This is a genomic window from Halorussus rarus (assembly GCF_003369835.1).
Taxonomy (GTDB): Archaea; Halobacteriota; Halobacteria; order Halobacteriales; family Haladaptataceae; genus Halorussus; species Halorussus rarus.
The window spans coordinates 242,093-261,725 of record NZ_QPMJ01000001.1 but is presented as its reverse complement, the minus strand read 5'-3'; the positions used below and the strand labels follow the sequence as shown (position 1 = coordinate 261,725).

General features: G+C 69.7%; 20 protein-coding genes. 11 read left to right on the top strand and 9 right to left on the bottom strand.

Annotated elements, in window-relative coordinates; all coding sequences use genetic code 11:
- Positions 1-148: 148 nt before the first annotated feature.
- Positions 149-343: a cold-shock protein gene (locus DVR07_RS01385; RefSeq protein ID WP_115794993.1), complete on the bottom strand. Its 195-nt coding sequence runs from the start codon at positions 341-343 to the stop codon at positions 149-151.
- A 355-nt stretch (positions 344-698) separates the two neighbouring features.
- On the opposite strand from DVR07_RS01385, the gene DVR07_RS01380 reads away from it, so the two are divergent.
- Entirely contained in the window at positions 699-1,628 is a 930-nt protein-coding gene (locus DVR07_RS01380; protein WP_115794992.1) for a sulfide-dependent adenosine diphosphate thiazole synthase, read from the top strand.
- A 230-nt stretch (positions 1,629-1,858) separates the two neighbouring features.
- On the opposite strand, the gene DVR07_RS01375 is transcribed toward DVR07_RS01380, so the two are convergent.
- Positions 1,859-3,415, bottom strand: coding sequence for a SagB/ThcOx family dehydrogenase (locus tag DVR07_RS01375; RefSeq protein WP_115794991.1), 1,557 nt, complete (start codon positions 3,413-3,415; stop codon positions 1,859-1,861).
- Positions 3,416-3,504: 89 nt separating this feature from the next.
- Here DVR07_RS01375 and DVR07_RS01370 point away from each other — a divergent pair, with 89 nt between their 5' ends.
- Positions 3,505-4,290: a DUF7001 family protein gene (locus DVR07_RS01370; protein WP_115794990.1), complete on the top strand. Its 786-nt coding sequence runs from the start codon at positions 3,505-3,507 to the stop codon at positions 4,288-4,290.
- A 40-nt stretch (positions 4,291-4,330) separates the two neighbouring features.
- Here the strand turns inward: DVR07_RS01370 and DVR07_RS01365 are convergent, their stop codons facing one another.
- Positions 4,331-4,909: a hypothetical protein gene (locus tag DVR07_RS01365; protein WP_115794989.1), complete on the bottom strand. Its 579-nt coding sequence runs from the start codon at positions 4,907-4,909 to the stop codon at positions 4,331-4,333.
- Positions 4,910-5,109: 200 nt separating this feature from the next.
- Here DVR07_RS01365 and fdhF point away from each other — a divergent pair, with 200 nt between their 5' ends.
- On the top strand, positions 5,110-7,227 hold the full coding sequence (fdhF, locus tag DVR07_RS01360; protein ID WP_115794988.1) for a formate dehydrogenase subunit alpha: 2,118 nt from the start codon (positions 5,110-5,112) through the stop codon (positions 7,225-7,227).
- Between the two features lie 187 nt (positions 7,228-7,414).
- Here the strand turns inward: fdhF and DVR07_RS01355 are convergent, their stop codons facing one another.
- From DVR07_RS01355 to DVR07_RS01345, 3 genes are read right to left on the bottom strand one after another with little or no spacing between them, the layout of a single operon-like run.
- Positions 7,415-8,647 (bottom strand): cupredoxin domain-containing protein, encoded by a 1,233-nt coding sequence (locus DVR07_RS01355; protein ID WP_115794987.1) that lies wholly within the window; start codon positions 8,645-8,647, stop codon positions 7,415-7,417.
- Between the two features lie 22 nt (positions 8,648-8,669).
- On the bottom strand, positions 8,670-10,415 hold the full coding sequence (locus DVR07_RS01350) for a pyrroloquinoline quinone-dependent dehydrogenase (RefSeq protein WP_115794986.1): 1,746 nt from the start codon (positions 10,413-10,415) through the stop codon (positions 8,670-8,672).
- Between the two features lies 1 nt (position 10,416).
- Positions 10,417-11,322, bottom strand: a complete 906-nt coding sequence (locus DVR07_RS01345) for a hypothetical protein (RefSeq protein ID WP_115794985.1) — start codon at positions 11,320-11,322, stop codon at positions 10,417-10,419.
- A gap of 293 nt (positions 11,323-11,615) precedes the next feature.
- On the opposite strand from DVR07_RS01345, the gene DVR07_RS01340 reads away from it, so the two are divergent.
- The gene (locus tag DVR07_RS01340) at positions 11,616-12,416 is read left to right on the top strand and encodes a hypothetical protein (RefSeq protein ID WP_115794984.1); all 801 of its coding nucleotides are present in this window, start codon (positions 11,616-11,618) and stop codon (positions 12,414-12,416) included.
- A gap of 232 nt (positions 12,417-12,648) precedes the next feature.
- Here DVR07_RS01340 and DVR07_RS01335 read toward each other — a convergent pair whose 3' ends face one another.
- A complete protein-coding gene (locus DVR07_RS01335) occupies positions 12,649-13,326 on the bottom strand; it encodes a class I SAM-dependent methyltransferase (protein WP_115794983.1) in 678 nt (225 codons plus the stop codon).
- Between DVR07_RS01335 and DVR07_RS21275 the strand changes: the two genes are divergently transcribed.
- The 3 genes from DVR07_RS21275 to DVR07_RS01325 all read left to right on the top strand — a co-directional run bounded on the left by DVR07_RS21275 (position 13,325) and on the right by DVR07_RS01325 (position 14,125).
- Positions 13,325-13,495 carry a hypothetical protein gene (locus DVR07_RS21275; protein WP_162829396.1) on the top strand — a complete coding sequence of 57 codons (171 nt, stop codon included), beginning with the start codon at positions 13,325-13,327 and terminating at the stop codon, positions 13,493-13,495. The genes DVR07_RS01335 and DVR07_RS21275 overlap by 2 nt on opposite strands.
- A gap of 27 nt (positions 13,496-13,522) precedes the next feature.
- The gene (locus tag DVR07_RS01330; RefSeq protein ID WP_115796270.1) at positions 13,523-13,765 is read left to right on the top strand and encodes a PRC-barrel domain containing protein; all 243 of its coding nucleotides are present in this window, start codon (positions 13,523-13,525) and stop codon (positions 13,763-13,765) included.
- A gap of 111 nt (positions 13,766-13,876) precedes the next feature.
- On the top strand, positions 13,877-14,125 hold the full coding sequence (locus DVR07_RS01325; protein WP_115794982.1) for a PRC-barrel domain containing protein: 249 nt from the start codon (positions 13,877-13,879) through the stop codon (positions 14,123-14,125).
- A gap of 36 nt (positions 14,126-14,161) precedes the next feature.
- Here DVR07_RS01325 and DVR07_RS01320 read toward each other — a convergent pair whose 3' ends face one another.
- Both DVR07_RS01320 and dcd read right to left on the bottom strand, forming a co-directional pair.
- A complete protein-coding gene (locus tag DVR07_RS01320; protein ID WP_115794981.1) occupies positions 14,162-15,061 on the bottom strand; it encodes a thiamine-phosphate synthase family protein in 900 nt (299 codons plus the stop codon).
- Positions 15,058-15,681, bottom strand: coding sequence for a dCTP deaminase (dcd, locus tag DVR07_RS01315; protein ID WP_115794980.1), 624 nt, complete (start codon positions 15,679-15,681; stop codon positions 15,058-15,060). The genes DVR07_RS01320 and dcd overlap by 4 nt, the downstream gene beginning before the upstream one ends.
- A 101-nt stretch (positions 15,682-15,782) precedes the next feature.
- Between dcd and pth2 the strand changes: the two genes are divergently transcribed.
- The 4 genes from pth2 (at position 15,783) to DVR07_RS01295 (ending at position 19,425) form a co-directional block, all read left to right on the top strand.
- Complete coding sequence (gene pth2, locus DVR07_RS01310; RefSeq protein ID WP_115794979.1) at positions 15,783-16,121, top strand: peptidyl-tRNA hydrolase Pth2; 339 nt, start codon at positions 15,783-15,785, stop codon at positions 16,119-16,121.
- Between the two features lie 635 nt (positions 16,122-16,756).
- Positions 16,757-18,142: a tRNA pseudouridine(13) synthase TruD gene (gene truD, locus DVR07_RS01305; protein ID WP_115794978.1), complete on the top strand. Its 1,386-nt coding sequence runs from the start codon at positions 16,757-16,759 to the stop codon at positions 18,140-18,142.
- A gap of 79 nt (positions 18,143-18,221) precedes the next feature.
- Entirely contained in the window at positions 18,222-18,587 is a 366-nt protein-coding gene (locus DVR07_RS01300; protein WP_115794977.1) for a zinc ribbon domain-containing protein, read from the top strand.
- 115 nt (positions 18,588-18,702) lie between these two features.
- Complete coding sequence (locus DVR07_RS01295; RefSeq protein WP_115794976.1) at positions 18,703-19,425, top strand: DUF2103 domain-containing protein; 723 nt, start codon at positions 18,703-18,705, stop codon at positions 19,423-19,425.
- The last annotated feature ends 208 nt before the right edge of the window (positions 19,426-19,633 follow it).

Sequence of the window (19,633 nt, the reverse complement as noted above, 5' to 3'; positions counted from 1 at the left end):
CCGGTCGGGTCTCGATTATCGGCGTCTCGATTAACGACCTCTCGACGGACAGCGCCTCGGCTGGCCTACTAGCGCCTCGGCTCGTCGGTGGTAGTGTACTCGCGAAAATGCAGTTCTGTGTGCCACCCGATGTGACGTGGTTTCCGACTTACGCGCGGACGACGTTCGTCGCGCGCGGGCCCTTGGGGGCGTCTTCGATGTCGAATTCGATGTCGGTTCCCTCTTCGAGGTCCGGGCCGCCGACATCCTCCATGTGGAAGAACACGTCGTCGTCCTCGTCGTCCGTAGAGATGAAACCGTAGCCGCCTGTGTCGTTGAAGAAATCAACAGTTCCTTTCGCCATTGCAACTATAGGGAGGGTCCCTCCACGGATAACGCTTCCGAGAGTCGCGGTATCACGGGTGTCGGGGGTTATCTGGTCGTTTTTCGGTTGTGGAAGGTTGGACTATGGTCGGTATTTTGGACTGAGACGATGAGCCACGGCAGCTAGCTAGCTACCGCCGTCACCGATGAGTTACCGCGACCGCACGGCACAGCCCTCACACCTCCCCATCCTCCTCCCTCACTGCGTTCGGTCGTCCCTCGCACATGAGGGCGCGGTCACGAGGACCGCGCCAGCGCGCGCCGAACTGAAGATGTCATCGTTCGGAACCCGTTCCGGAACCTCTTTCAACCACGACGTGATACCACCTGGTTGTATGAGCGAGTTCGAAAAGTTCAGCGACGTCGGCGAGGCGGACGTGACCCGCGCCATCGGCCAGGAGTGGACCGAGGAGTTCATGGACTTCAGCGACTCGGACGTCATCATCGTCGGGGGAGGCCCCTCCGGCCTGATGGCGGCCAAGGAGCTCTCGGAGCGCGGGGTGAAGACGATGGTCGTCGAGAAGAACAACTACCTCGGCGGCGGCTTCTGGCTCGGCGGCTTCCTGATGAACAAGGTGACCGTCCGGGACCCCGCCCAGCGCGTGCTCGAGGACCTCGACGTCGACTTCAAGCAGTCGCGGGACAGCGAGGGCCTCTACGTGGCGAACGGCCCGCACGCTTGCTCGGCGCTGATCAAGGCCGCCTGCGACGCGGGCGCCAAGATGCAGAACATGACCGAGTTCACAGACATCGTCATCCGGGAGGACCACCGGGTGGGCGGCATCGTGATGAACTGGACGCCGGTCCACGCCCTGCCCCGCGAGATCACCTGCGTCGACCCCATCGCGGTCGAGGCCGACCTGGTCATCGACGCGACCGGCCACGACGCGATGGCGGTCTCGAAGCTCGACGAACGGGGCGTGCTCGACGCGCCCGGCATCGGCGACGCGAAGGCCAACGCCACCGGGATGGACAAGACGGGCGACGACTCCTACGGCGCGCCCGGCCACGACTCGCCCGGCCACGACTCGATGTGGGTCGGCGAGTCCGAGGACGCCGTGGTCGAGCACACCGGCCTGGTCCACGACGGGCTCGTCGCGACCGGGATGGCGACCGCGACGACCTACGGGCTCCCGCGGATGGGCCCGACGTTCGGCGCGATGCTCGTCTCGGGCAAGCGCGCGGCCCAGGTCGCCATCGACGAACTCGGCGTCGACGCCGACCCAGTCGACATGACCACCCGGACCGCTTCCGCTGACGACTAGCCACTTTTTACTTCGTCGGGTGGGGGGGGGGGGGGGGGGGGCCCCCCCCCCCCCCAGAAACAAGGGTAAGAAGACACCCCCCCGCCCGCCCAGACCGCGGGGCGCTTCGCTCGCCCACCACTCCTCGTAAAAACTTGGGGAAAAACCTCCCGGACGCGAGCGAAGCGAGCGTCCGGCGAACCGCGCGCCGATGGCGCGCAGATGCTTCGACTGTCGTCTCATGGACCACGTTACTCCGCGACGCCCATCGCGAACAGCGTCGTCGGGGTCTGTCCCGCGGCTCGCGGCGAGAGGTAATCGGTCACCTCGTCGTCGAAGAACGTCAGGCCGGTCCCGCCGAGCGGACGGTGGGCATAGGTCGCCAGGTAGAGCCGCCCGAGCGCGATTCCCGCCTCCAGCTGCGCCAGGCGGTACCCCCGGTCGCCGAGCTCCTCGACCACCGCCTCGACGTCGGTCATGCAGTAGACGTTGACGTGGGCGCCGCCGGCCCACTCCTGGCCGAGCGCCAGCCGGGTCTGGTCGCGGCTCGTCGCGTCGCCGAGCCGCTCCAGCGCGCCCTCGTCGGGGTGGAACTGGTAGCGCCCGTCCGGGACGCCCTCGACGCCGGTCGCCAGCACGTACACGTCGTTGAACCGCAGTCCGGCGGCGTCACCGTCGTTCCAGTCGCCCGGCGCGCCCCGGGTCGCCCGGTCGAGGACCGTCCCGAGCTTCCGCCGGCTCAGCGGTTCGTCGGCGAACTCACGGCAGGACCGACGGCGCCGAATCGCGCTCGACAGCGGCCGGGCCACCTCGGTCCCGTGATCGACGGGGTCGAGCGGGACGCGCTCGCCGTCGCCCGCCGCGACTCTCCCGACCGACCCGGCCGCGCGGACCCGGTCGCGCCACGCCGCCGCCGAGTCGCCGTCGGAGAGGGCGCTGGCCTCCCACGCCTCGTACGGGAGGTCGTGGGTGCGGTCGTGGGCCGGCTGGGGTTCGGTCGCGGGGTCGATGGGCTCCGGGTCGCCGGCGGTCGCGTCGTCCACCGGTGCGCCCTCGCCGACCGGGACGAGTTCGAGGGGTGACTCGGTTCCGGGGTCGACACCCAGCAGGTCGGCGACCGCGCGGTCGTCGAACCCGGCGACGACCGACGCGGAGAGGTCGGCGGCGTGGGCGGTCCCCAGCAGGTTCGCGACCGCGGTCCCCGAGTCCCAGAACGCGTGGCGGTAGGTCCGCTCGCGGTACTTCCAGGCGTTGCGCCACCACTCGGAGGTGAGGACGAGCGTGACCGGCGCATCCGCGACGCCGGCGCCGGGACCGGCCGCGGCCGCGAGCGTTCCCCGGTAGTCCCCCTCGCGCAGCGCCTCGAGGGAGAACGTCGCGGGATCGAAGTGGTAGACGCCCGCGTTCAGTCCGTCTAGATCGGCGCAGACGACGTAGGCGTCGACGTGGTGGAGGTTTCCGGTACAGGACGCCGTCCGGTAGTACATCCGGCGGTCGACCCCGTCGGCCGGGTGATCGCGCTCGGCCTTGACGCCCGCGGCGTAGTAGCACAGCGACGCCGCGGTCCGGGCGTCGACGGGGTCGCGAGTGGACTGGTCGGTCCCCGCGAGCGGGTCGGCGCCGGCCTCGGCGACAGTCGAGAGCGCCGGGAGGACGGGCGCTCGGACGCCCCAGAGGGACGCACGCGGCCGGTCGCGGTAGCGCTTGAACGGCCGCGGCATCGTCTCGGGGTCGAGCTGGAACGTCGGGTCGGGGAAGTCGCCCGGGGCGTGCTTGGTGCGTTCGTGGTACTCGGGAGCGTCGACCATGTGACGTGAGCTACTGTCAATCTACACTTAGGGGTTGCCGTCGTTCGGGGAACCGCAACAGGCTTCACCCGATAGTACAATCGGCGAATATGGTCGAGACGGTGACGCTCTACCGCGCGCCCACCACCGTCGCGGACGCCGACGAGATCGGCGACTGGCTCCGCGAACGGCTCGCGTGGGGTGAAGGGAACGACGCCGGAATCGACGTCGAGGTACGCGACCGCTTCCTGGACGTCCATCGAAACGAGAAGCTGCCCGAGCAGTTCGCCGAGGCCCGGGTCCTCTCGCCGCACGAGCGCGAGACCGGCAACAGCATGCTCGGCATCGTCCGGTACGAGGAGCGCGCGCTGGAGCACCCCGACCGGGCGGGCGGCGTCCTCTACGACGGCGTGGCGGTCCAGCGCGCGCTCAACGCCGCCGTTCCGGGAGGCGAGCGCTCGCTCGACCACCTCCACGTGGCCCTGCTGGACCGCGCGGTCGGCACGTGGGGCGACCACGACGGCCGGTGGCACAAGCGGGTCAACGTCCTCGGTCAGCCAGCGCTGGTCTCGGTGCCCGGTCTCTACGAAGCGCCGGCCAAGCCCGAAGCCTACTACGAGGCCAAGCAGAAGCACGCGCTCGTCTCCGGCGACGCTCCCCCGCGCGAGGTGCTGGAGAACGAGGTCGACGGCGAGTTCCTGGTCACCGACGACCCCCGGTCCACCGAGGCGCTGAAGGGGTACGTCCTCCAGGCGGTCCACTGCCGGCTGACCGGCGAGGCGTTCTGCGGACGGGAAGGCTGTCGGCTCTCGAACCCCCACCGCCAGCCGGGCGTGGTCGAGGCCCAGCTCCGCGACCCCGAGTTCTGTGAGGACCACGCCGAACGGTACGGGTGACGCGACCGCGCCGCTGCTTCCGGTGTGGTCATCGGCGCAGTCACTCGGCGAACGCGGCTTCGTCGTCCTTCCAGAGCCGCCAGAGCGCCCGGTAGAGCGTCCACAGGTCGCAGTCGACCCGGTCGGCGACCGACCGGCAGACGTCCAGATACGTCACGTACTCCCCGACCGACGGCGGCCCGGGATACTCGGGGGACAGCTCGCCGGCCTCGCGGAGCACCGCCCACTCCCGCGGCCCGACGACGACGTACTCCTCGGGGTCGACGAACAGCAGGAACGCCGAGGCGACCGGCACGTCGACGGCCGCCAGGTCGGTCAGCCGGTCGACCCTGTCCGAGACCGAGTCAGTCGCGACGACGTCCGCGATCGCCTCCCCGATATCCTCGTAGTCGTTCTCGCCGAACCGCTCCTCGGCGTCCCGGCGCTCGGGGTCCGGGTACTCGCCGAGGTACCGCCGGTAGTACCACCGGACGACCCACTCGGCGTCGCGCCATCCGAACTCGCCCGACGCGAACGCCGCCGGGAGCGTCCGCACCTGGTCGCGTTCGACGGCGTACAGCGGCTCTCGCTCCCGGTACTCCTCAGCCGCGGCCGTCACGGTCGAACGGGTCAGGGTCACGGCCGACCGTTGGGCGGCGAGCGGGGTTAACGTTCCCCCAACGGAGCGATACGCGGCCTATCGGACCGCGGATGCACCCGGCGCCGTCAGCCGGTATTCCCGGGGAAAGCTACGAAATATGTTAATAAGTTTCATGCACTTGGGGCGGGTCTCTCTAGCGGGATTACCGAACATGGATTACAATACGGGGGACAAAGCGGATGTCCGGTGAGGAACAGGAGCCGGTCAAGACCATCTGTCCGTACTGCGGCGTGGGCTGCGGCATCCAGGTCAACCCCGGCGACGACCCGGCCGACATGCGGTTCATGCCGTGGGGCGACGCGCCGGTCAACGAGGGCCGGGTGTGCATCAAGGGCGGGGCCGCGACCGAGGTCGTCGACCACGAGGACCGGCTCACCGACCCGCTGATAAAGGAGGATGGAGAGTTCCGCGAGGCCAGTTGGGAGGAGGCCTACGACCGCGTGGTCAGCGAACTCGGGCGCATCCGCGAGGAGCACGGCCCGGACGCGATGGGCTTCTTCGGCTCCTCGAAGACGATGAACGAGGAGAACTACCTGCTCCAGAAGCTCGCGCGCCGGTACGGCACGAACAACGTCGACAACTGCACCCGGATGTGCCACGCCTCGACGGTGTGGGCGCTCCGGACCAGCCTCGGCGCCGGCGCGATGACCAACAGCATGGCCGACCTCCGCGAGGAGGCCGACGTGTTCTGGATCCAGGGCGCGAACCCCGGCGAGCAACACCCCATCGCCAACAGCCAGTACTTCCGGCAGGCCGTGCTCGACGGCGCGACCGTCATCCAGGTCGACCCCCACGCCAACAAGACCACCCGGTCGTTCCAGATCGACGAGACCGACCGCCACCAGCACCTCCAGCTCAACCCCGGGACCGACATCCCGCTGCTCAACATCGTGCTCAAGACGGTGCTGGAGAACGGCTGGGTCGACGAGGAGTTCATAGAAGAGCGGACCGACGGCTTCGACAACCTCCGGGAGACCCTCGAAGACTTCGACAAGGAGGAGGCCGCCGAGACCTGCGGCGTCCCGCTCGAGGACATCGAGGCGGCCGCCGAGAAGTACGCCACCGCCGACAACGCCGCCATCTTCACCGGGATGGGGATGAGCCAGCACCGCTGCGGCGTCGACAACGTCCAGAACGAGATCAACCTCGCGCTCGTCACCGGGAACGTCGGCCGACCGGGCACGGGGGTCAACCCGCTCCGGGGCCAGAACAACGTCCAGGGCACCTGCGACGTGGGCGCGATGCCGAACGTGCTGCCGGGCTACCAGCTCGTCGACGACGACGAGGCCCGCGAGAGCGTCGAGGAGGTGTGGGGCTTCGAGATACCGGACGAGCCCGGGCTGACGAACGTCGAGATCTCCCACGCGGCCGGCGACTCGATCCACGGGCTGTACGTGATGGGCGAGAACCCCGTGATGTCCGAACCCGACGCCAACCGCGTGGCCGAGCGCTTGGAGGAGCTGGAGTTCATGGTGGTCCAGGACATCTTCATGACCGAGACCGCCGAGTTCGCCGACGTGGTGCTGCCGGCGACATCGTGGGCCGAGCGCGGCGGCACCGTCACCAACACCGACCGGCGCGTCCAGCGGATGCGTCCGGTCGGGAAGGTCCACGAGAACACGAAGCACGACCTCGACATCGTCTCGGAGGTCGGCGGTCGCCTGTTCGAGGGCGAGGGCCACTTCGACTTCGACGAGCCCGAGGCGGTGTTCGAGGAGCTCCGGCAGGTCTGCCCCAGCTACCACGGGATGACCTACGACCTGCTCGGCGAGGAGGGCCTCCACTGGCCGTGCTACGAGCCCGGCGACGAGGGCGACCCGTTCCTCTACGAGGAGGAGTTCGACACCGAGAGCGGGCTCGGCCAGATCGCGGGCGTCACCCACCAGCCGCCGGCCGAAGTGCCCGACGAGGAGTACCCGCTCACGCTGACGACCGCCCGGCTCGAGGAGCACTACAACACCGGGACGATGAGCACCCGGTCGCCGACGCTCAACCGCCAGCACCCCGAGAACTTCGTCGACGTCCACCCCGCCGACGCCGACCGGTACGGCATCGAGGACGGCGACGAGGTGACCCTCAGGTCGCGCCGCGGCGAGATAACCGTCGAGGCCCACGTCACCGACGCCATCAAGGAGGGCGTGGTCTGGACCACGCCGCACTTCGCGGCCGCCGCCGCGAACAAGCTCACCAACGACGTGCTCGACGAGCGCGCGAAGATTCCGGAGTACAAGGCCGCGGCCGCCGAAATCGAGGTCAGCTTCGACGGCGGCGCCCGGAGCGACGCCGCAGGCGACTGAGTCGGCGTCGGTCGCCCGATTCCTCGGGGCGCCGGTCGTATCCGACTGCGAGCGGACGGTTCTCACGGTTCCGTCGTTTATCCGAATCCGAGCCGATGGCTGCCGGTTCGCCTGTCGGTCGGAGTGCTCCTGTCGGAACGAGACCCGCGGTCGCGTCGGACCGAAAAAGCTGCGGTCGCGGTATCGCCTACTCCTCGTCGTTACCGCGGGACAGCAGGTAGCTCATCGCGCCGCCGATGCCGCCCAGCGCCGTGAGCGCGCCGAAGCCCGGGGCCGGGACCTGTCTGACGATCGACGATACATCGACACTGCCGACGTCCGCGGCGGTCGTCTGGTTCGCCATCGTGGTCTGACCCGGAACCGTCGTCTGGTTCGCCATCGTGGTCGTCTGGTTCGCCGTCGTGGTCTGACCCGGGGCCGTCGTCTGGTTCGCCATCGTGGTCTGACCCGGGACCGTCGTCTGGCCAGCCATCGTCGTCTGCTCCTCCGTCGTCATCTGGTCGGCGGCGGTGGTCGTCCGGCCAGGCGCCGTCGTCTGCTGGGTCTCGTTCGCCTGCGAGATGTCCCGCGAGACCGTGTGGCGCGTGAACTCCGCCTGTTCCTCGGCGGTGGTCGGCTGCTGGGTGACCTGCTCCTCGCTGACGAACTCGATGTCGCCGCTCATCCGGAGCGGGTGGTACTGGCAGTAGTACTCCGTCATCTGCTCGGTCGCCAGGAACTTGACGGTCTGGGTGGCGCCGCCGCGCGCCGTGATGTCCGACCGGACCAGTTCCTGGTTCAGGTCGTTCTTGATCTCGACGTTGTGGGGCGCGCCGTCGCCGTTGATCCAGTGGATGGCGTACAGGTTGCCCGGCACCATCTGGAGCGTCGGGTTCGTCTCGCCCTGGATGCTCGACGGCGCGAGCCCCTGCCAGCCCTCCGTGGAGCCGACGAACCGGAACGTCGTCACCGGGACGGAGGCCTGCGCCGTGCGCTCGACCTCCACGTCCTGGGTCGTCGCCTGGGTCTGCTGGCCCTCGCCGACGACGATCTCGCCCATCTCGTCGAGGTGGTTCTCGCAGTAGTACGCCCCGAGGCCCTCCTCGGCGGTGAACGTGACCGACTGGCTCTCGCCCGGGGCGACGTAGTCCGACCGCTGGAGCGCCTCCCCGCCCGGATACCGCCTCGTGATGGCGAAGTTGTGGATGATGTCGGTCCGGTTCTCCCACTCGATCGTCACCTCCTGTCCGGGGTCGGGGTTGAGCGTCGGATTGTTCTGCCCGTCTATCTCCGTCGGCGACTGTCCCACCCAACCGTTTGGAGTCATCGCGAGGGTGTAGGTCGGTCCCTGCCTCGCGCCCGTCGAGCCGATACCGAACGCCAGGGCGCTCGCTCCGGTCGCCGCCGAGAGGAACGAACGCCGCGTGAAGTCGTGTGACATGGTTGTAATCTGTGTTGTTCGTTCACTCGGCGAGCGAGAAGACGGCGACCGTGCTGCCCCGCGGACCGTGGCGCAGCCAGCCGCTGCCGCCGACCTGTACCGCGACGTACTGCTTCCCGGTTCCCGGATCGTACCAGCTCATCGGCGAGGAGCTGATGGGTGCGCCGAGGTTCGGCGACTCCCAGAGCCGGTCGCCGGTCTCGCCGTCGTAGGCGATGAACCGGTTCTTCTGCGTTCCCAGGAACACCAGCCCCGTCGCGGTCGTCATCGAACCGCCCCAGAGGTAGTTGCGGTCGTCGATCCACTCGCGCCAGACCCGCTCGCCCGTGAGCGGGTCGACCGCGACGATGGCGCTGGTGTGGCCGTTCCACCCCTCGGGCGTCTCGACGTGGGGCCAGTCGTCGAACGTGCCGCCGAAGTAGGCCGTGCCCGGCTCGTACTCGGCGTGGTCCCACCACATCTCGACCGGCGTGTTCTGCTGCTTGAGGTAGACGTACCCGGTCTGCGGGCTGTACGACGGCGGCTGCCAGTCGTTGCCGCCCTGCGGTCCGGGCACGTACGAGATGCTCTCGTCGCTGTCGACGTGCGGGACCATCTCCCACATGTTGATGTGCTGGCAGGTCGGCTGGCTCCGCACGAGCAGCTTGCCGGACTCGGCGTCGGTGGTGTAGTTCCACCCCGTCTTGCCGGGGTTGACCACCACGTCGCGGGTCTCGCCCCGGACCTCCTGGTCGCGCAGCAGGATGCGCGGCGCGATCGAGTCGTAGTCCCAGACGTCGTGGGGGCTCTCCTGGAAGTTCCACTTGACGTCGCCGCTGTTGGTGTCGACCGCCAACGTCCCGCACGTGAAGGGATTCGGGCCGGGCCGAACCGAGCCGTCGAAGTCCGGACCGGGGTTGCCGATCGGCGCGTACAGCGTGTCGCGCTGCTCGTCGACGGTCGGGGTCATCCAGCTGGTACCACATCCCTGCTCGTAGCTGGTGCCGACCCACTGGTCCTCCGGCGTGGTCCACCGCCGCCAGAGGACGTCGCCGTTCTCCGGGTCGAGCGCCATGATGAACCCGCGGACGCCGTACTCGCCGCCCGCGCTCCCGGTGATGAGCTTGCCGTCGTAGATGACGGGCGCCCAGGTCGCCGAGTAGCCGACCTCGTAGTTGGCGGTCGAGGTGTACCACTGCTCCTCGCCGGTGTACCGGTCGAGCGCGACCATCCCCGAGTCGAGCGTGGTCATGAACACCTTGTCGCCGAGGATGGCGAACCCGCGGTTGTTGGCGTCGCAACACAGCAGCAACCGGTCCTCGGCGGGCTGATTGCCGTGGATGTCGGTCGGGTTCGAGTAGGTGTACGTCCACAGCACCTCGCCGTTCCGAGCGTTGACCGCCTTCGCGTGGTTCGGCCCGTTGGTCTGGTACATCACGGGCGGGTCGCCCGGAACGACCAGCGGCGTCCCCTCCATGCTGGAGCCGACGCCGGTCTGCAGGAGGTACTCGATCTCGAGGTTCTGGACGTTCTGCTTGGTGATGACGTCGGCGGTGGTGTGGCGCTTCTGGGTGTAGTCGCCGCCGTACATCAGCCAGGACTCGGGATTCTGTCCGGTGTTGGACAGCATCTCCTGGGTCACGTCCCGCTCCGGGATGTCCTGGACGTTGTACTGGTTCGATACCGACTCGTCGGGCGTGTTGACCAGCGTGTAGCCGTCCTCTACCTCCTTCAGTTCGATCTCCTTGGCGGCCTTGACTGCCGGGTCGTTGGTCAGGTCTGTCGACATGTCAGAATCCCTCCGGGCGCGGCGCTCGCACGTCGTCGGTGATGCGGTACACGTCCTGGGTCAGGTCCTCCTGACCGAGGATCATGCTCGCGGTGCCGGCCGTCAGCGCGGCCGTGAGCTGGCTGTTCGTGAGTTCGGCCTCGCCCGCGACGTCGGTCGCGGCCTTGGTCAGCAGCTCCGCCCCGCCCAGCATCACCTTCAGGTCCCAGATCCCCTTGTCGAGGATGTCGTCGGTCATCAGGATCTCCTTCTGCCAGAGGTACTCGTCGAGGTCGTCCATCCAGAGCCCGACCCCGCCGAGCGCGCGCTGGTGAAGCGGCGCGACGTGCGCGAGGTCGTACTCGACCCGCTCGGGGATGTCCTTGGTCGGCACCCACAGCGCGAGCCGCTCGCGCCGGTTGACCACGTTCGAGACCAGCGCGGTCTTCTCCTGCTCGGCGAAGCCCGCCTCCGAGAGCAGCCCGGTGAGCGGTTCGGCCCCCACGAGCGCCCTGGCGGTCGACTCGATGTGGTCCTCGGTGAACGCCGGCAGGTGGGTCTCGACGCTCTCGAAGAACCCGACCCCCTTCAGGTGGTCGTACACGTCCCACACCGGCGCGGCCGCCTCCTGGTACGCGGTGCTGTCCTGCGCCGGAATCCCCATCTCCCGGAGCGCCGGCAGCTGCTCGGCGCTCGCGGCGATGTCGGTCACGCCGGTGCCGAGCAGGGCGGGGTCGAGTTCGCCGGTCAGGTCCGACCGGATGGACTCGCCCATGGCGGCGAGCTCCCCGCCCGCCTCCGCGGTCATCGCGTCGCGGAGTTCGCCCATCGTGAGCTCCGCCCCCGCGGCCGCGGCCCCCGTCACCCCGAGCACCCGCAGGAACTGCCGCCGGTCCTCCGAGTCGATCTCGGGCGTTCGATATGTCATCAATCGATCCCCCCGCGTCGAAGTGTCATTCGGTAACTCACCCCGAAGCGATTCACACCGTTGTCGTCCTTCAACGTTCGGTAATCGTGCACCGGCCCTAACGGTAAGATACCCGGCGGTAAATTGCCCCACTGAAGAGCAATCAGAACAGCGTTCGGAAGACCCGACAAGAATCTACATAAATTATTGTCTGGAATCTTTTTAAGGGCCGTCGTCACCGTTCGATGACGTGACTCCGTACTGAGACGAACGCCCCAGTTATTAGTTCGAGAACCCCATATCTAATTCGTCACGTGGGGATCGAGCGACTCTTCGAGACGGTGCGCCAACCGGCGTACACGGGGGAGAACCGGTGTGCCCCGTGCACGCTGGTGAATCTGCTCCTCGCGGGTATCGCGAGCGCCGCCCTCGCCGTCGTCTCGCCCGTCGTCGGGGCGGCGGCGTTCGCGGCGAGTGCGCTCGTCGTCTACCTCCGGGGCTACCTCGTCCCGGGGACGCCGGCGCTGACCGAGCGGTACCTCCCCGCGTCGGTGCTCGACCTGTTCGGCAAGGCGCCGAGTTCGGTCGACCGCGCGCCGAGCGACCTCGCACCGGCCGGTCCGTCGGGGGAGGCCGACCCCCTCGACCGGTTCGGGGCGGTCGACCGGGACGCCGGCGGGGACCGGCGACTCGCCCCCGAGTTCCGGCGCGCGTGGAACGACGTCGTCGACGACATCGACGCCGCCGACGTGGAACGAGAGGCGGTCGCCGCTGCCCTCGGCGTCGAAACCGACGACGTCTCGGCCGTGGGACCCGCCCAGTTCTTCGTCAGCGGCGAGCGACTGGTCCAGTGGCCCTCGGAGCCGGCCCTCGTCGCCGACGCGGCGGCCGGCAGCGTACTGGCGGGCCGGCCGTCGTGGGACGACCTGGGCGTCGACGACCGCCTCGACGCCCTCGCGACGCTCCGGGCGCTCCGGCGCGACTGTCCCGCCTGCGGGGCCGCGCTCGTTCGGGACGAGGAGACCGTCGAGTCGTGTTGCCAACCGCCGGTGAACGTCGTCGTCGCGTCGTGCGAAGCGTGCGACGTCCAGATAGCCGAGAAGCGAGTCAGGTAGTCGTGCGGCGACCCGGAAGTTCGTGGGGCCTGTTCGCACGCCAGCGCCGGCTCTGACAGGTGACCCTGTCGGATGGGCCCGTTTACCTTGGTGGGAGGTCACGCGTTACTCGGCGACGTCGCGATTCAGACTGTCAGTATCCGTCGTCCGGGGCTGGTATCCCCCACCACTACCCCCAAACTGGACACCCTTCTGGGCGGTGCGGCCTCGGCCATCGCCGAACCCCGCCGCCCTATTCGATCCGGCCGGCGGTGAGTCGCACCACCCCGAGCGCGTGCTCCTCGTGAGTGGTGGCGGCGGCCCGCTCCCGGAGCGCGCGCCGGGCGGCCGCGACCCGGCCGTCAAGCACCGTCCACGGCGGCGCCTCGTAGGCGTCGACGCCGCTCGGCGAGGAGGCGACGACCAGCCCGCGGAACGCCCGGTTCACCGGCCAGCCGAACCACCGCGTGGTCTGGGCGGCGTCGAGCAGCGCGAGGCGGCCGCCCGGCGCGACCGTGTCGGCCCACCGGTTCACCTCGGCCGCGGGGTCGCCGAGCATCCCCACGACGAAGGTGGCGAGCACCGCGTCGGGCGGCTCGCGGAACGCGACGCTCGTGGCGTCGCCCCGGACGCAGTGGACGTTCCGCCAGCCCTCGCGGTCGATGCGGTCGCGGGCCCGCACCAACATCCCCTGCGTGAAGTCCACGCCGACGACCCGGCCCTCCGGGCCGACCCGCTCGCGGAGGTGCGGGAAGTTCGCCCCCGTGCCACAGCCCATCTCGACCACGGTGTCGCCGGGGTCGAGCGCCAGCGCGTCCGCGACCCGGGCCCGGAGCCGTCCGAGGCCGGGCGTCGAACGCGCGAGCACGTCGTAGAGGTCGGCCCACCGCCCGTAGAACCGCTGTGCCGCCGCCGTCGCGTCGGTCGCCATGCCGGAGCCTACGACGGCCGGCGACAAAACGATGGGGTCGACCTCCACCGCGAAGGGCCACCGCCGCGGACAAACGATGGGGTCGACCTCCACCGCGAAGGGCCACCGCCGCGGACGCGAGAACGACGCGCCCGCCGACGGCGACGAAGCCGGTCGGCCGGTGGCGTGAAGGGTGACGACGCCGTACTACCGGCGCATGACAGTCGCACTCACGGAGGAGGACGTGGACAAGGCCGTCGTGGACCGCGAGGGGACGCGGGTGGGGACCGTCGTGGACGTCCACCACGGCGCGGCCCACGTCCGGGCCGACGAGTCGACCGTCGAGGAGATGCAGACCCGGCTCCCGCAGGGCGGTATCGACGAGGAGACCTACGCGGTCCACGACGAGAGCATCGCCGACATCACCGACGACCGGATCGTCCTCGACGTCTCGGCGTAGACGGGATCGGCGGGGGCCCATTTCTTTCCCGTCAGAAAACTAGATTTTTAGGGTGCTCCGTCGAGTCCGGAGGCCGTAGCCGCTTTCCCCGAGGGCGACGAATCCTGCGCCATGGAGTTCACCGAAGCCGACGAGGGCGCGTCCGTGTTCGACGCCGACCGCGAGAAGATCGGCGTCGTCACCGAGGTTCGCGAGGGTACCGCCTACGTCGAACCCGACCCCAGCTTGGCCGAGGAGCTGAAGGCGAAACTCGACTGGGGGAGCCACGAGGCCGACGAGGACGCCTACGCGCTCAAGTCCGGCTGGATAGACGAGATCGAGGACGGCGAGGTGCTGCTGGGGACCCGGCCGGAGGAGTAGGCCGTCGGGGGAAATGGAGTCCGGAGACGCGCCGGCTCAGAGCAGGTTCCGGGCCGCGTTCACGACCGCCTCGGCGTCGTCGCCGAGCAGGTAGACGATGGGTTCGATGCCGTAGCCGCCGGTGTGGTAGAGCACGGTCGCGTCCGGCCGCTCCTCGAGGGCCGCGCCGACGACCGCGTCGAGGTCGTCGTACTCGGCGTCGAACTCGACGGTGGCGAAGCCGGCGTCCTCGAGCGCGGCCACGATGTCGGGGTCGTAGCGGATGTTGAGTGCCGCCAGCGCGTCGCTGCCGTGCCGGCGGGCCGACAGCAGGATGGAGGCGACGTGCTCGCTCACGCCGAACTCGGGCTCGGCGGGGATGGCGGCCTGGCCCTTCACGTCGAAGATGCGGCCGGGGACGCCCGCCACGTCGTCGATGCCGTCGGCGTCGGGCGTGGCCTGACAGAGGTTCGACCCGACCGCCGGGATGAGCGAGGCGAACCCGCTGGTGCTCTCGACCAGGGTGAGCCCCCGGCGGAGCGACGACCGGACCCGCTCGGTCGTCCGGAGGTCGCCCTCGGGGTCGTGGACGTTGAAGTCCCCGCCGTGGCCCGAGAGCTCGGGCATCTGGAGCTCGTGGAGCTCGGCGATGACGTCGCGGTCCTCGAGCCGCCGGACGAGCACCTCGATCTCGATGAGCGCCTCGACCCGGCTCATCGTCCCCTCGGCCAGCCCCTCGCCCAGGCGGGCGACGAGGTTCCGGACGCGCTCGTCGTTCAGGAACCGGTCGTTGCGCTCGACCTCGCCGTTGGCGTACTTCGAGACCGCGCTCTGGCTGATACCCAGCAGGTCGGCGACCTCGCTCTGGGTGAGCCCGCGGTCCCGCAGGTCCTCGGCCAGCATCGACCGGACGGTCGGGAGGAACTCCTCGACGACGATCTCCTCGGCGAACCTCATCGGTCGGTCTCCTCGGGATCGGCCGATTTCCCCTTCTGGTCGCCGCCGAACTCGTGGTCGCTCTGGATGCGGGAGGCCTGCGGGCCCGACTGGCCCTGGTACTTCGAGCCGCGCTCCTCGCCGTAGGGCCGGTCGGCGGGCGACTTGAGTTCGGTGAACGTGAGCTGCGAGACCCGCATCCCGGGTTCGAGCGCGACCGGCGCGGTGCCGAGGTTCGACAGTTCGAGCGTGATCTGGCCCCGGTAGCCCGGGTCGCAGAGGCCCGCGGTGGCGTGGACCACGACCGCCAGCCGGCCCAGCGACGACCGGCCCTCGACGTGGGCGATGAGGTCGGCCGGGATCTCGACGCGCTCCCTCGTGGTGCCGAGCACGAAGTCGCCGGGGTGGAGGATGAAGTCGTCGCCCTCGTCGACCGTGGTCTCGGTGACGTACTCCGAGACCTCCTCGTCGCTGGTCGGGTGGATGCAGGGGATGTTGGTGCGCTGGAACTCCAGGAACTCCCGACCCAGCCGGAGGTCGACGCTCGCGGGCTGTATCTGGAGGTCGGGGTCGTCGAGCGGTTCGACCACGAGGTCGCCGGCCGCCATCCGGTCGAGGATGTCGGCGTCCGAGAGTATCATAGTCGAAGCAGTGGGTGGAGAGAGGTAAAGCGTGGCGGTCCGCCCCAGCGGCCGGACCGGCCATCATCAGGTCTATACGCGCCGCCGGCGCAGTTCGACCCATGAAGCAGGCCATCGTCGCCCGCACGGACATCGGCATGGGCCAGGGGAAGCTGGCCGCCCAGGTCGCCCACGCCGCGCTGTCGGCCTACGAGGACACCGGGAGCAAGGCGCGCAAGCGGTGGAAGGGGGAAGGCCAGAAGAAGGTCGTCCTGAAGGCCGACGGCGAGAGCGAGATTTTCGAACTCGCCGAGAAGGCCCGCGCCGAGGGGCTGCCCCACGCGGTCGTCCGGGACGCCGGCCACACCCAGCTCGACCCGGGCACGGTCACTGCGCTGGCGGTCGGCCCGGCCGACGACGACCTGGTGGACAAGGTGACCGGGCATCTGTCGCTGTACTGAGTTCTGGAGTCTGTTTGGCTGGGAATCGGGGGAGCGAGTGCCTCGACGTCGTCAGCAACGACCATAGCAGGAACGAGGTTTCCGAAAGCCCCCGCGGGCTCGCGGTCGCTCGCCGACATATCCTCGGCTCACCTTCGGTTCGCCTCGGATAGGGGTCGCCGAGACGACCAGGTAAACGCGAGCCCGCGGCCCCTTTCAGTCCCGCCCGCGGTGGTTCGGTCGATTCGTCGTCGCTCGTGGAAGACTCCGCCAGTGGCGCGTGCTGGCGCGACCTCGTGTCGCGCCTTCGCCCCGCGAGGGACGAGCATCGCAGGCCGTAGGCCGAGAAGCGCAGGAGGCTGGGGAGGGTCGAGGACTGCGGTTGCGGTGCCGTGGGGTGGATGAAAGGGGCCGCCCGGTCGCGTTCATTGTAGTCGCCTCAGCGACCTCTATCGGCGCGGGCGGTGCGGAGAGCGCCGATATGTCGCTGAGCGACCGCGACCGGGCGGGGGCTTTCTGGGCGTTCTTCCTCCATTCGTGCTCGTTGGTTCGTACTTCTGTTGCGGTTCGTCGTTCCGCCTCCCGCCTGGTTCACGTACGCGTTGTTCATCGCAGGAAGTCAGATACAAGCGACCCGACCCCCAACCCCGACACGAATGCGCGAGGCGCACCCAGTCGAGCGGGCGGTCGGCATCGCTTTCTTCGTCAGCGACGCGGACGGCGTCGGCGGCCGCCTCCGCGAGTCGCCCGAGGACTTCCGGGTCCGGGAGGTCGAGCGGTTCGGCGCCGAGCCCGCCGACGCCGACCCCGGCTCGTACCCCTTCCTGGTGGTCCGGGCCACCCTCCGGGAGTGGGACACCAACGACTTCGCCAAGCGCCTCTCGGACGCGCTGGGCATCAGCCGCGAGCGGGTCTCGTGGGCCGGCACCAAGGACAAGTACGCGGTCACGACCCAGCTGTTCACCCTCCGGAAGGTCGACGCCGCGGATCTCGCGGACGTGTCGATCTACGACGCCGACGTCGAAGTGGTCGGGCGGGCCGGCCGCGGCCTCCAGTTCGGCGACCTCGCGGGCAACGAGTTCGAGATCGTCGTCCGAAACCCCGAGCGCCCCGAGAACGCCGAGCCGATTCGCGAGGAGCTGGCGGCGTTCGGCGGGGACTCCACAGCGGGGACCGTCGGCGTCCCCAACTACTTCGGCCAGCAGCGGTTCGGCAGTCGCCGACCGGTCACCCACGAGGTCGGCCTCCGGGTCGTCCGCGGCGAGTGGGAGGAGGCCGTCAGGCAGTACGTCGCCAACCCATACGAGACCGAACCCGAGGACAGCCAGCGCGCCCGCCGGGAGGTGGCCGACGCCTTCGACGACCGGGACTGGCAGGCCGCCCTGGACGCCACGCCCCGGCGACTCGGGTTCGAGCGCGCGATGCTGAACGCCCTCGTCGAATCGGGCGGCGACTCCCCCGCGGAGTTCCGGACCGCGCTGGAAGCGGTCCCCTCGAACCTCCAGCGCCTGTTCGTCAACGCCGCCCAGTCGTACGCCTTCAACCGCATCCTGAGCGAACGCCTGGAGCGGGGACTGCCATTCGACCGTCCCGTCGCGGGCGACGTGGCCTGCTTCGCCGAGACGGTCGGCGACGTCGCCCTGCCGGACCCCGACCGCGAGCAGCGCGTCACGGACCGGCGGGTCGAGACGGTCGCGCGCCACTGCGAGCGCGGCCGGGCGTTCGTGACCGCGCCGCTGGTCGGGACCGAGACAGAACTGGCCGACGGCGAGCCCGGCGACGTCGAGCGCGAGGTGCTGGACGACCTCGACCTCGCGCCGGCGGACTTCGACCTTCCGGGCGAGTTCCACTCGACCGGGACCCGGCGGGCGATCCTGGTCCGGACCGACCTCGACGTCGAACGCGGGACCGGAAGCGCAGGCGAGTCGGACGACGGCGACCCGGACGACGGGGCGCTGACGTTCGACTTCGCGCTCCCGAAGGGGTCGTACGCGACCGTCGTGCTCCGGGAGTTCCTGAAGACCGACCCCGTCGAGGAGTGAGGGACGCCTCGAACCGACGCCGCCGAGGAGTGACGACAACCTCAAACCATATCCCCGACGCCGTCGTATCGAAGTCGGAATGAGCTACGCCAACCGATCCGAGAGCCTCCAGCGGGAGATCGACGACCTCATCGCCCGCGGCTGGCGCATCGAGTCCGAGACCCCCGAGCGGGTCGTCATGGTCAAGCGCAACGTCGGCAGCCTCGGCGTCCACCTGATACTCGCACTCCTGACGGGCTGGTGGTCGTTCGGCCTCGTCAACCTGGTCTACGGCGGGTACAAGTACCTCAACGACTCCCAGCGCCGGGTCCTGCGCGAGGGCACCAGTTGTCCGGAGTGCGGCGCGTCGGTCGCGCCGGACGCGAGCTACTGCCAGAACTGCGGGACCGAACTGCTGGGCGTCGAAGCCACGGGCGCGACCGAGACCGACCTGACCGAGCGGTGACGCGACGCGTCGAGCGGAACGACGGTAGTCGCCGACCGACCCCCGGACCGTCTTCACCCGACCGCCGGCGGACGAAAGCATTGGGATTAAATCCGCACCCGGGTTAGGGACGGTAATGGAGTGTCGGCAGTGCGCCTCCCCGCTCGAGCGACCGGGCGACTACTGCCTTGTCTGTCGGGAGCCGAACTGCGACACCGTGGTGCTGGACCTCGCCCGCGACCGCGCGACGCTGACGATGCTCGACGACGAGACGGTCGTCGGCGAGAGCCACGTGACGACCACGCCCGAGGACGGCGGGGAGGCCGGCGTGGTCGAGCTCCGGAACTTCGCGGGCCGGGTCGCCGACGAGGTCCGGCGCAAGCGCCCCGAGGAGGTGTACGCCGCGGGCGACCGCGACGTGCTCCGGGCGACCCGCGACCAGCTCCACTACTCGTTCTACCGGGTCGGCGACGACGAGGACCCGGTCGAGGCGGTGCTCGCGCGCCGGGGCGACCGCGCGCTGGAGGTCGTCGACGCCGCGCCCGCCGAGAAGCTGGGCGGCAGCCACTCGACGCTCATCGGCGACCGGGCCGGCCGGAAGGCGGTCCAGACCGTCGCGAGCCACCCGCACGTCAAGAAGATCATCCCGGGCCCCATCGACGCCGGCGGGTCGGGGAGCCGGACCGGCGTCCGGGCGAAGGCCACCCGGGCCGACGAGAACGGCAACGTCCGATTGTTGCTCCGCGACGGGTCGAGCGTCCAGGAGAACCGGGTCGTCACGACCGCGATGGACCGCGAGCGCGGCGAGCGGGTCCGGGCCGACCTCAACGACGCGCTCGCCGAGGCCGACCTGCAGTAGCCGGGCGGCAGTGGCCGGACCCGGAGCCGTAGTCGGGGCCGGAAACACGGTCGGGCGCGGGAGCGACGGGCTGGACGGGCGAGCCGTCCGAAACGCGACCCGGCGAGACGGTAGGACGGACACCGACGAGACGGTAGGCCGCGGTTGACCGGTATCGGTCGGCCATGCACCCGGTTAGGCACCGCATGACTTTGAGGGCCGCCGCCGT

Excerpts from the sequence above, each read along its gene's own strand:
- DVR07_RS01385 (WP_115794993.1), bottom strand. The coding sequence starts at position 343 with ATGGCGAAAGGAACTGTTGATTTCTTCAACGACACAGGCGGCTACGGT.
- DVR07_RS01380 (WP_115794992.1), top strand. The coding sequence starts at position 699 with ATGAGCGAGTTCGAAAAGTTCAGCGACGTCGGCGAGGCGGACGTGACC.
- DVR07_RS01375 (WP_115794991.1), bottom strand. The coding sequence starts at position 3,415 with ATGGTCGACGCTCCCGAGTACCACGAACGCACCAAGCACGCCCCGGGC.
- DVR07_RS01370 (WP_115794990.1), top strand. The coding sequence starts at position 3,505 with ATGGTCGAGACGGTGACGCTCTACCGCGCGCCCACCACCGTCGCGGAC.
- fdhF (WP_115794988.1), top strand. The coding sequence starts at position 5,110 with ATGTCCGGTGAGGAACAGGAGCCGGTCAAGACCATCTGTCCGTACTGC.
- DVR07_RS01355 (WP_115794987.1), bottom strand. The coding sequence starts at position 8,647 with ATGTCACACGACTTCACGCGGCGTTCGTTCCTCTCGGCGGCGACCGGA.
- DVR07_RS01350 (WP_115794986.1), bottom strand. The coding sequence starts at position 10,415 with ATGTCGACAGACCTGACCAACGACCCGGCAGTCAAGGCCGCCAAGGAG.
- DVR07_RS01345 (WP_115794985.1), bottom strand. The coding sequence starts at position 11,322 with ATGACATATCGAACGCCCGAGATCGACTCGGAGGACCGGCGGCAGTTC.
- DVR07_RS21275 (WP_162829396.1), top strand. The coding sequence starts at position 13,325 with ATGCCGGAGCCTACGACGGCCGGCGACAAAACGATGGGGTCGACCTCC.
- DVR07_RS01335 (WP_115794983.1), bottom strand. The coding sequence starts at position 13,326 with ATGGCGACCGACGCGACGGCGGCGGCACAGCGGTTCTACGGGCGGTGG.
- DVR07_RS01330 (WP_115796270.1), top strand. The coding sequence starts at position 13,523 with ATGACAGTCGCACTCACGGAGGAGGACGTGGACAAGGCCGTCGTGGAC.
- DVR07_RS01325 (WP_115794982.1), top strand. The coding sequence starts at position 13,877 with ATGGAGTTCACCGAAGCCGACGAGGGCGCGTCCGTGTTCGACGCCGAC.
- DVR07_RS01320 (WP_115794981.1), bottom strand. The coding sequence starts at position 15,061 with ATGAGGTTCGCCGAGGAGATCGTCGTCGAGGAGTTCCTCCCGACCGTC.
- dcd (WP_115794980.1), bottom strand. The coding sequence starts at position 15,681 with ATGATACTCTCGGACGCCGACATCCTCGACCGGATGGCGGCCGGCGAC.
- pth2 (WP_115794979.1), top strand. The coding sequence starts at position 15,783 with ATGAAGCAGGCCATCGTCGCCCGCACGGACATCGGCATGGGCCAGGGG.
- truD (WP_115794978.1), top strand. The coding sequence starts at position 16,757 with ATGCGCGAGGCGCACCCAGTCGAGCGGGCGGTCGGCATCGCTTTCTTC.
- DVR07_RS01300 (WP_115794977.1), top strand. The coding sequence starts at position 18,222 with ATGAGCTACGCCAACCGATCCGAGAGCCTCCAGCGGGAGATCGACGAC.
- DVR07_RS01295 (WP_115794976.1), top strand. The coding sequence starts at position 18,703 with ATGGAGTGTCGGCAGTGCGCCTCCCCGCTCGAGCGACCGGGCGACTAC.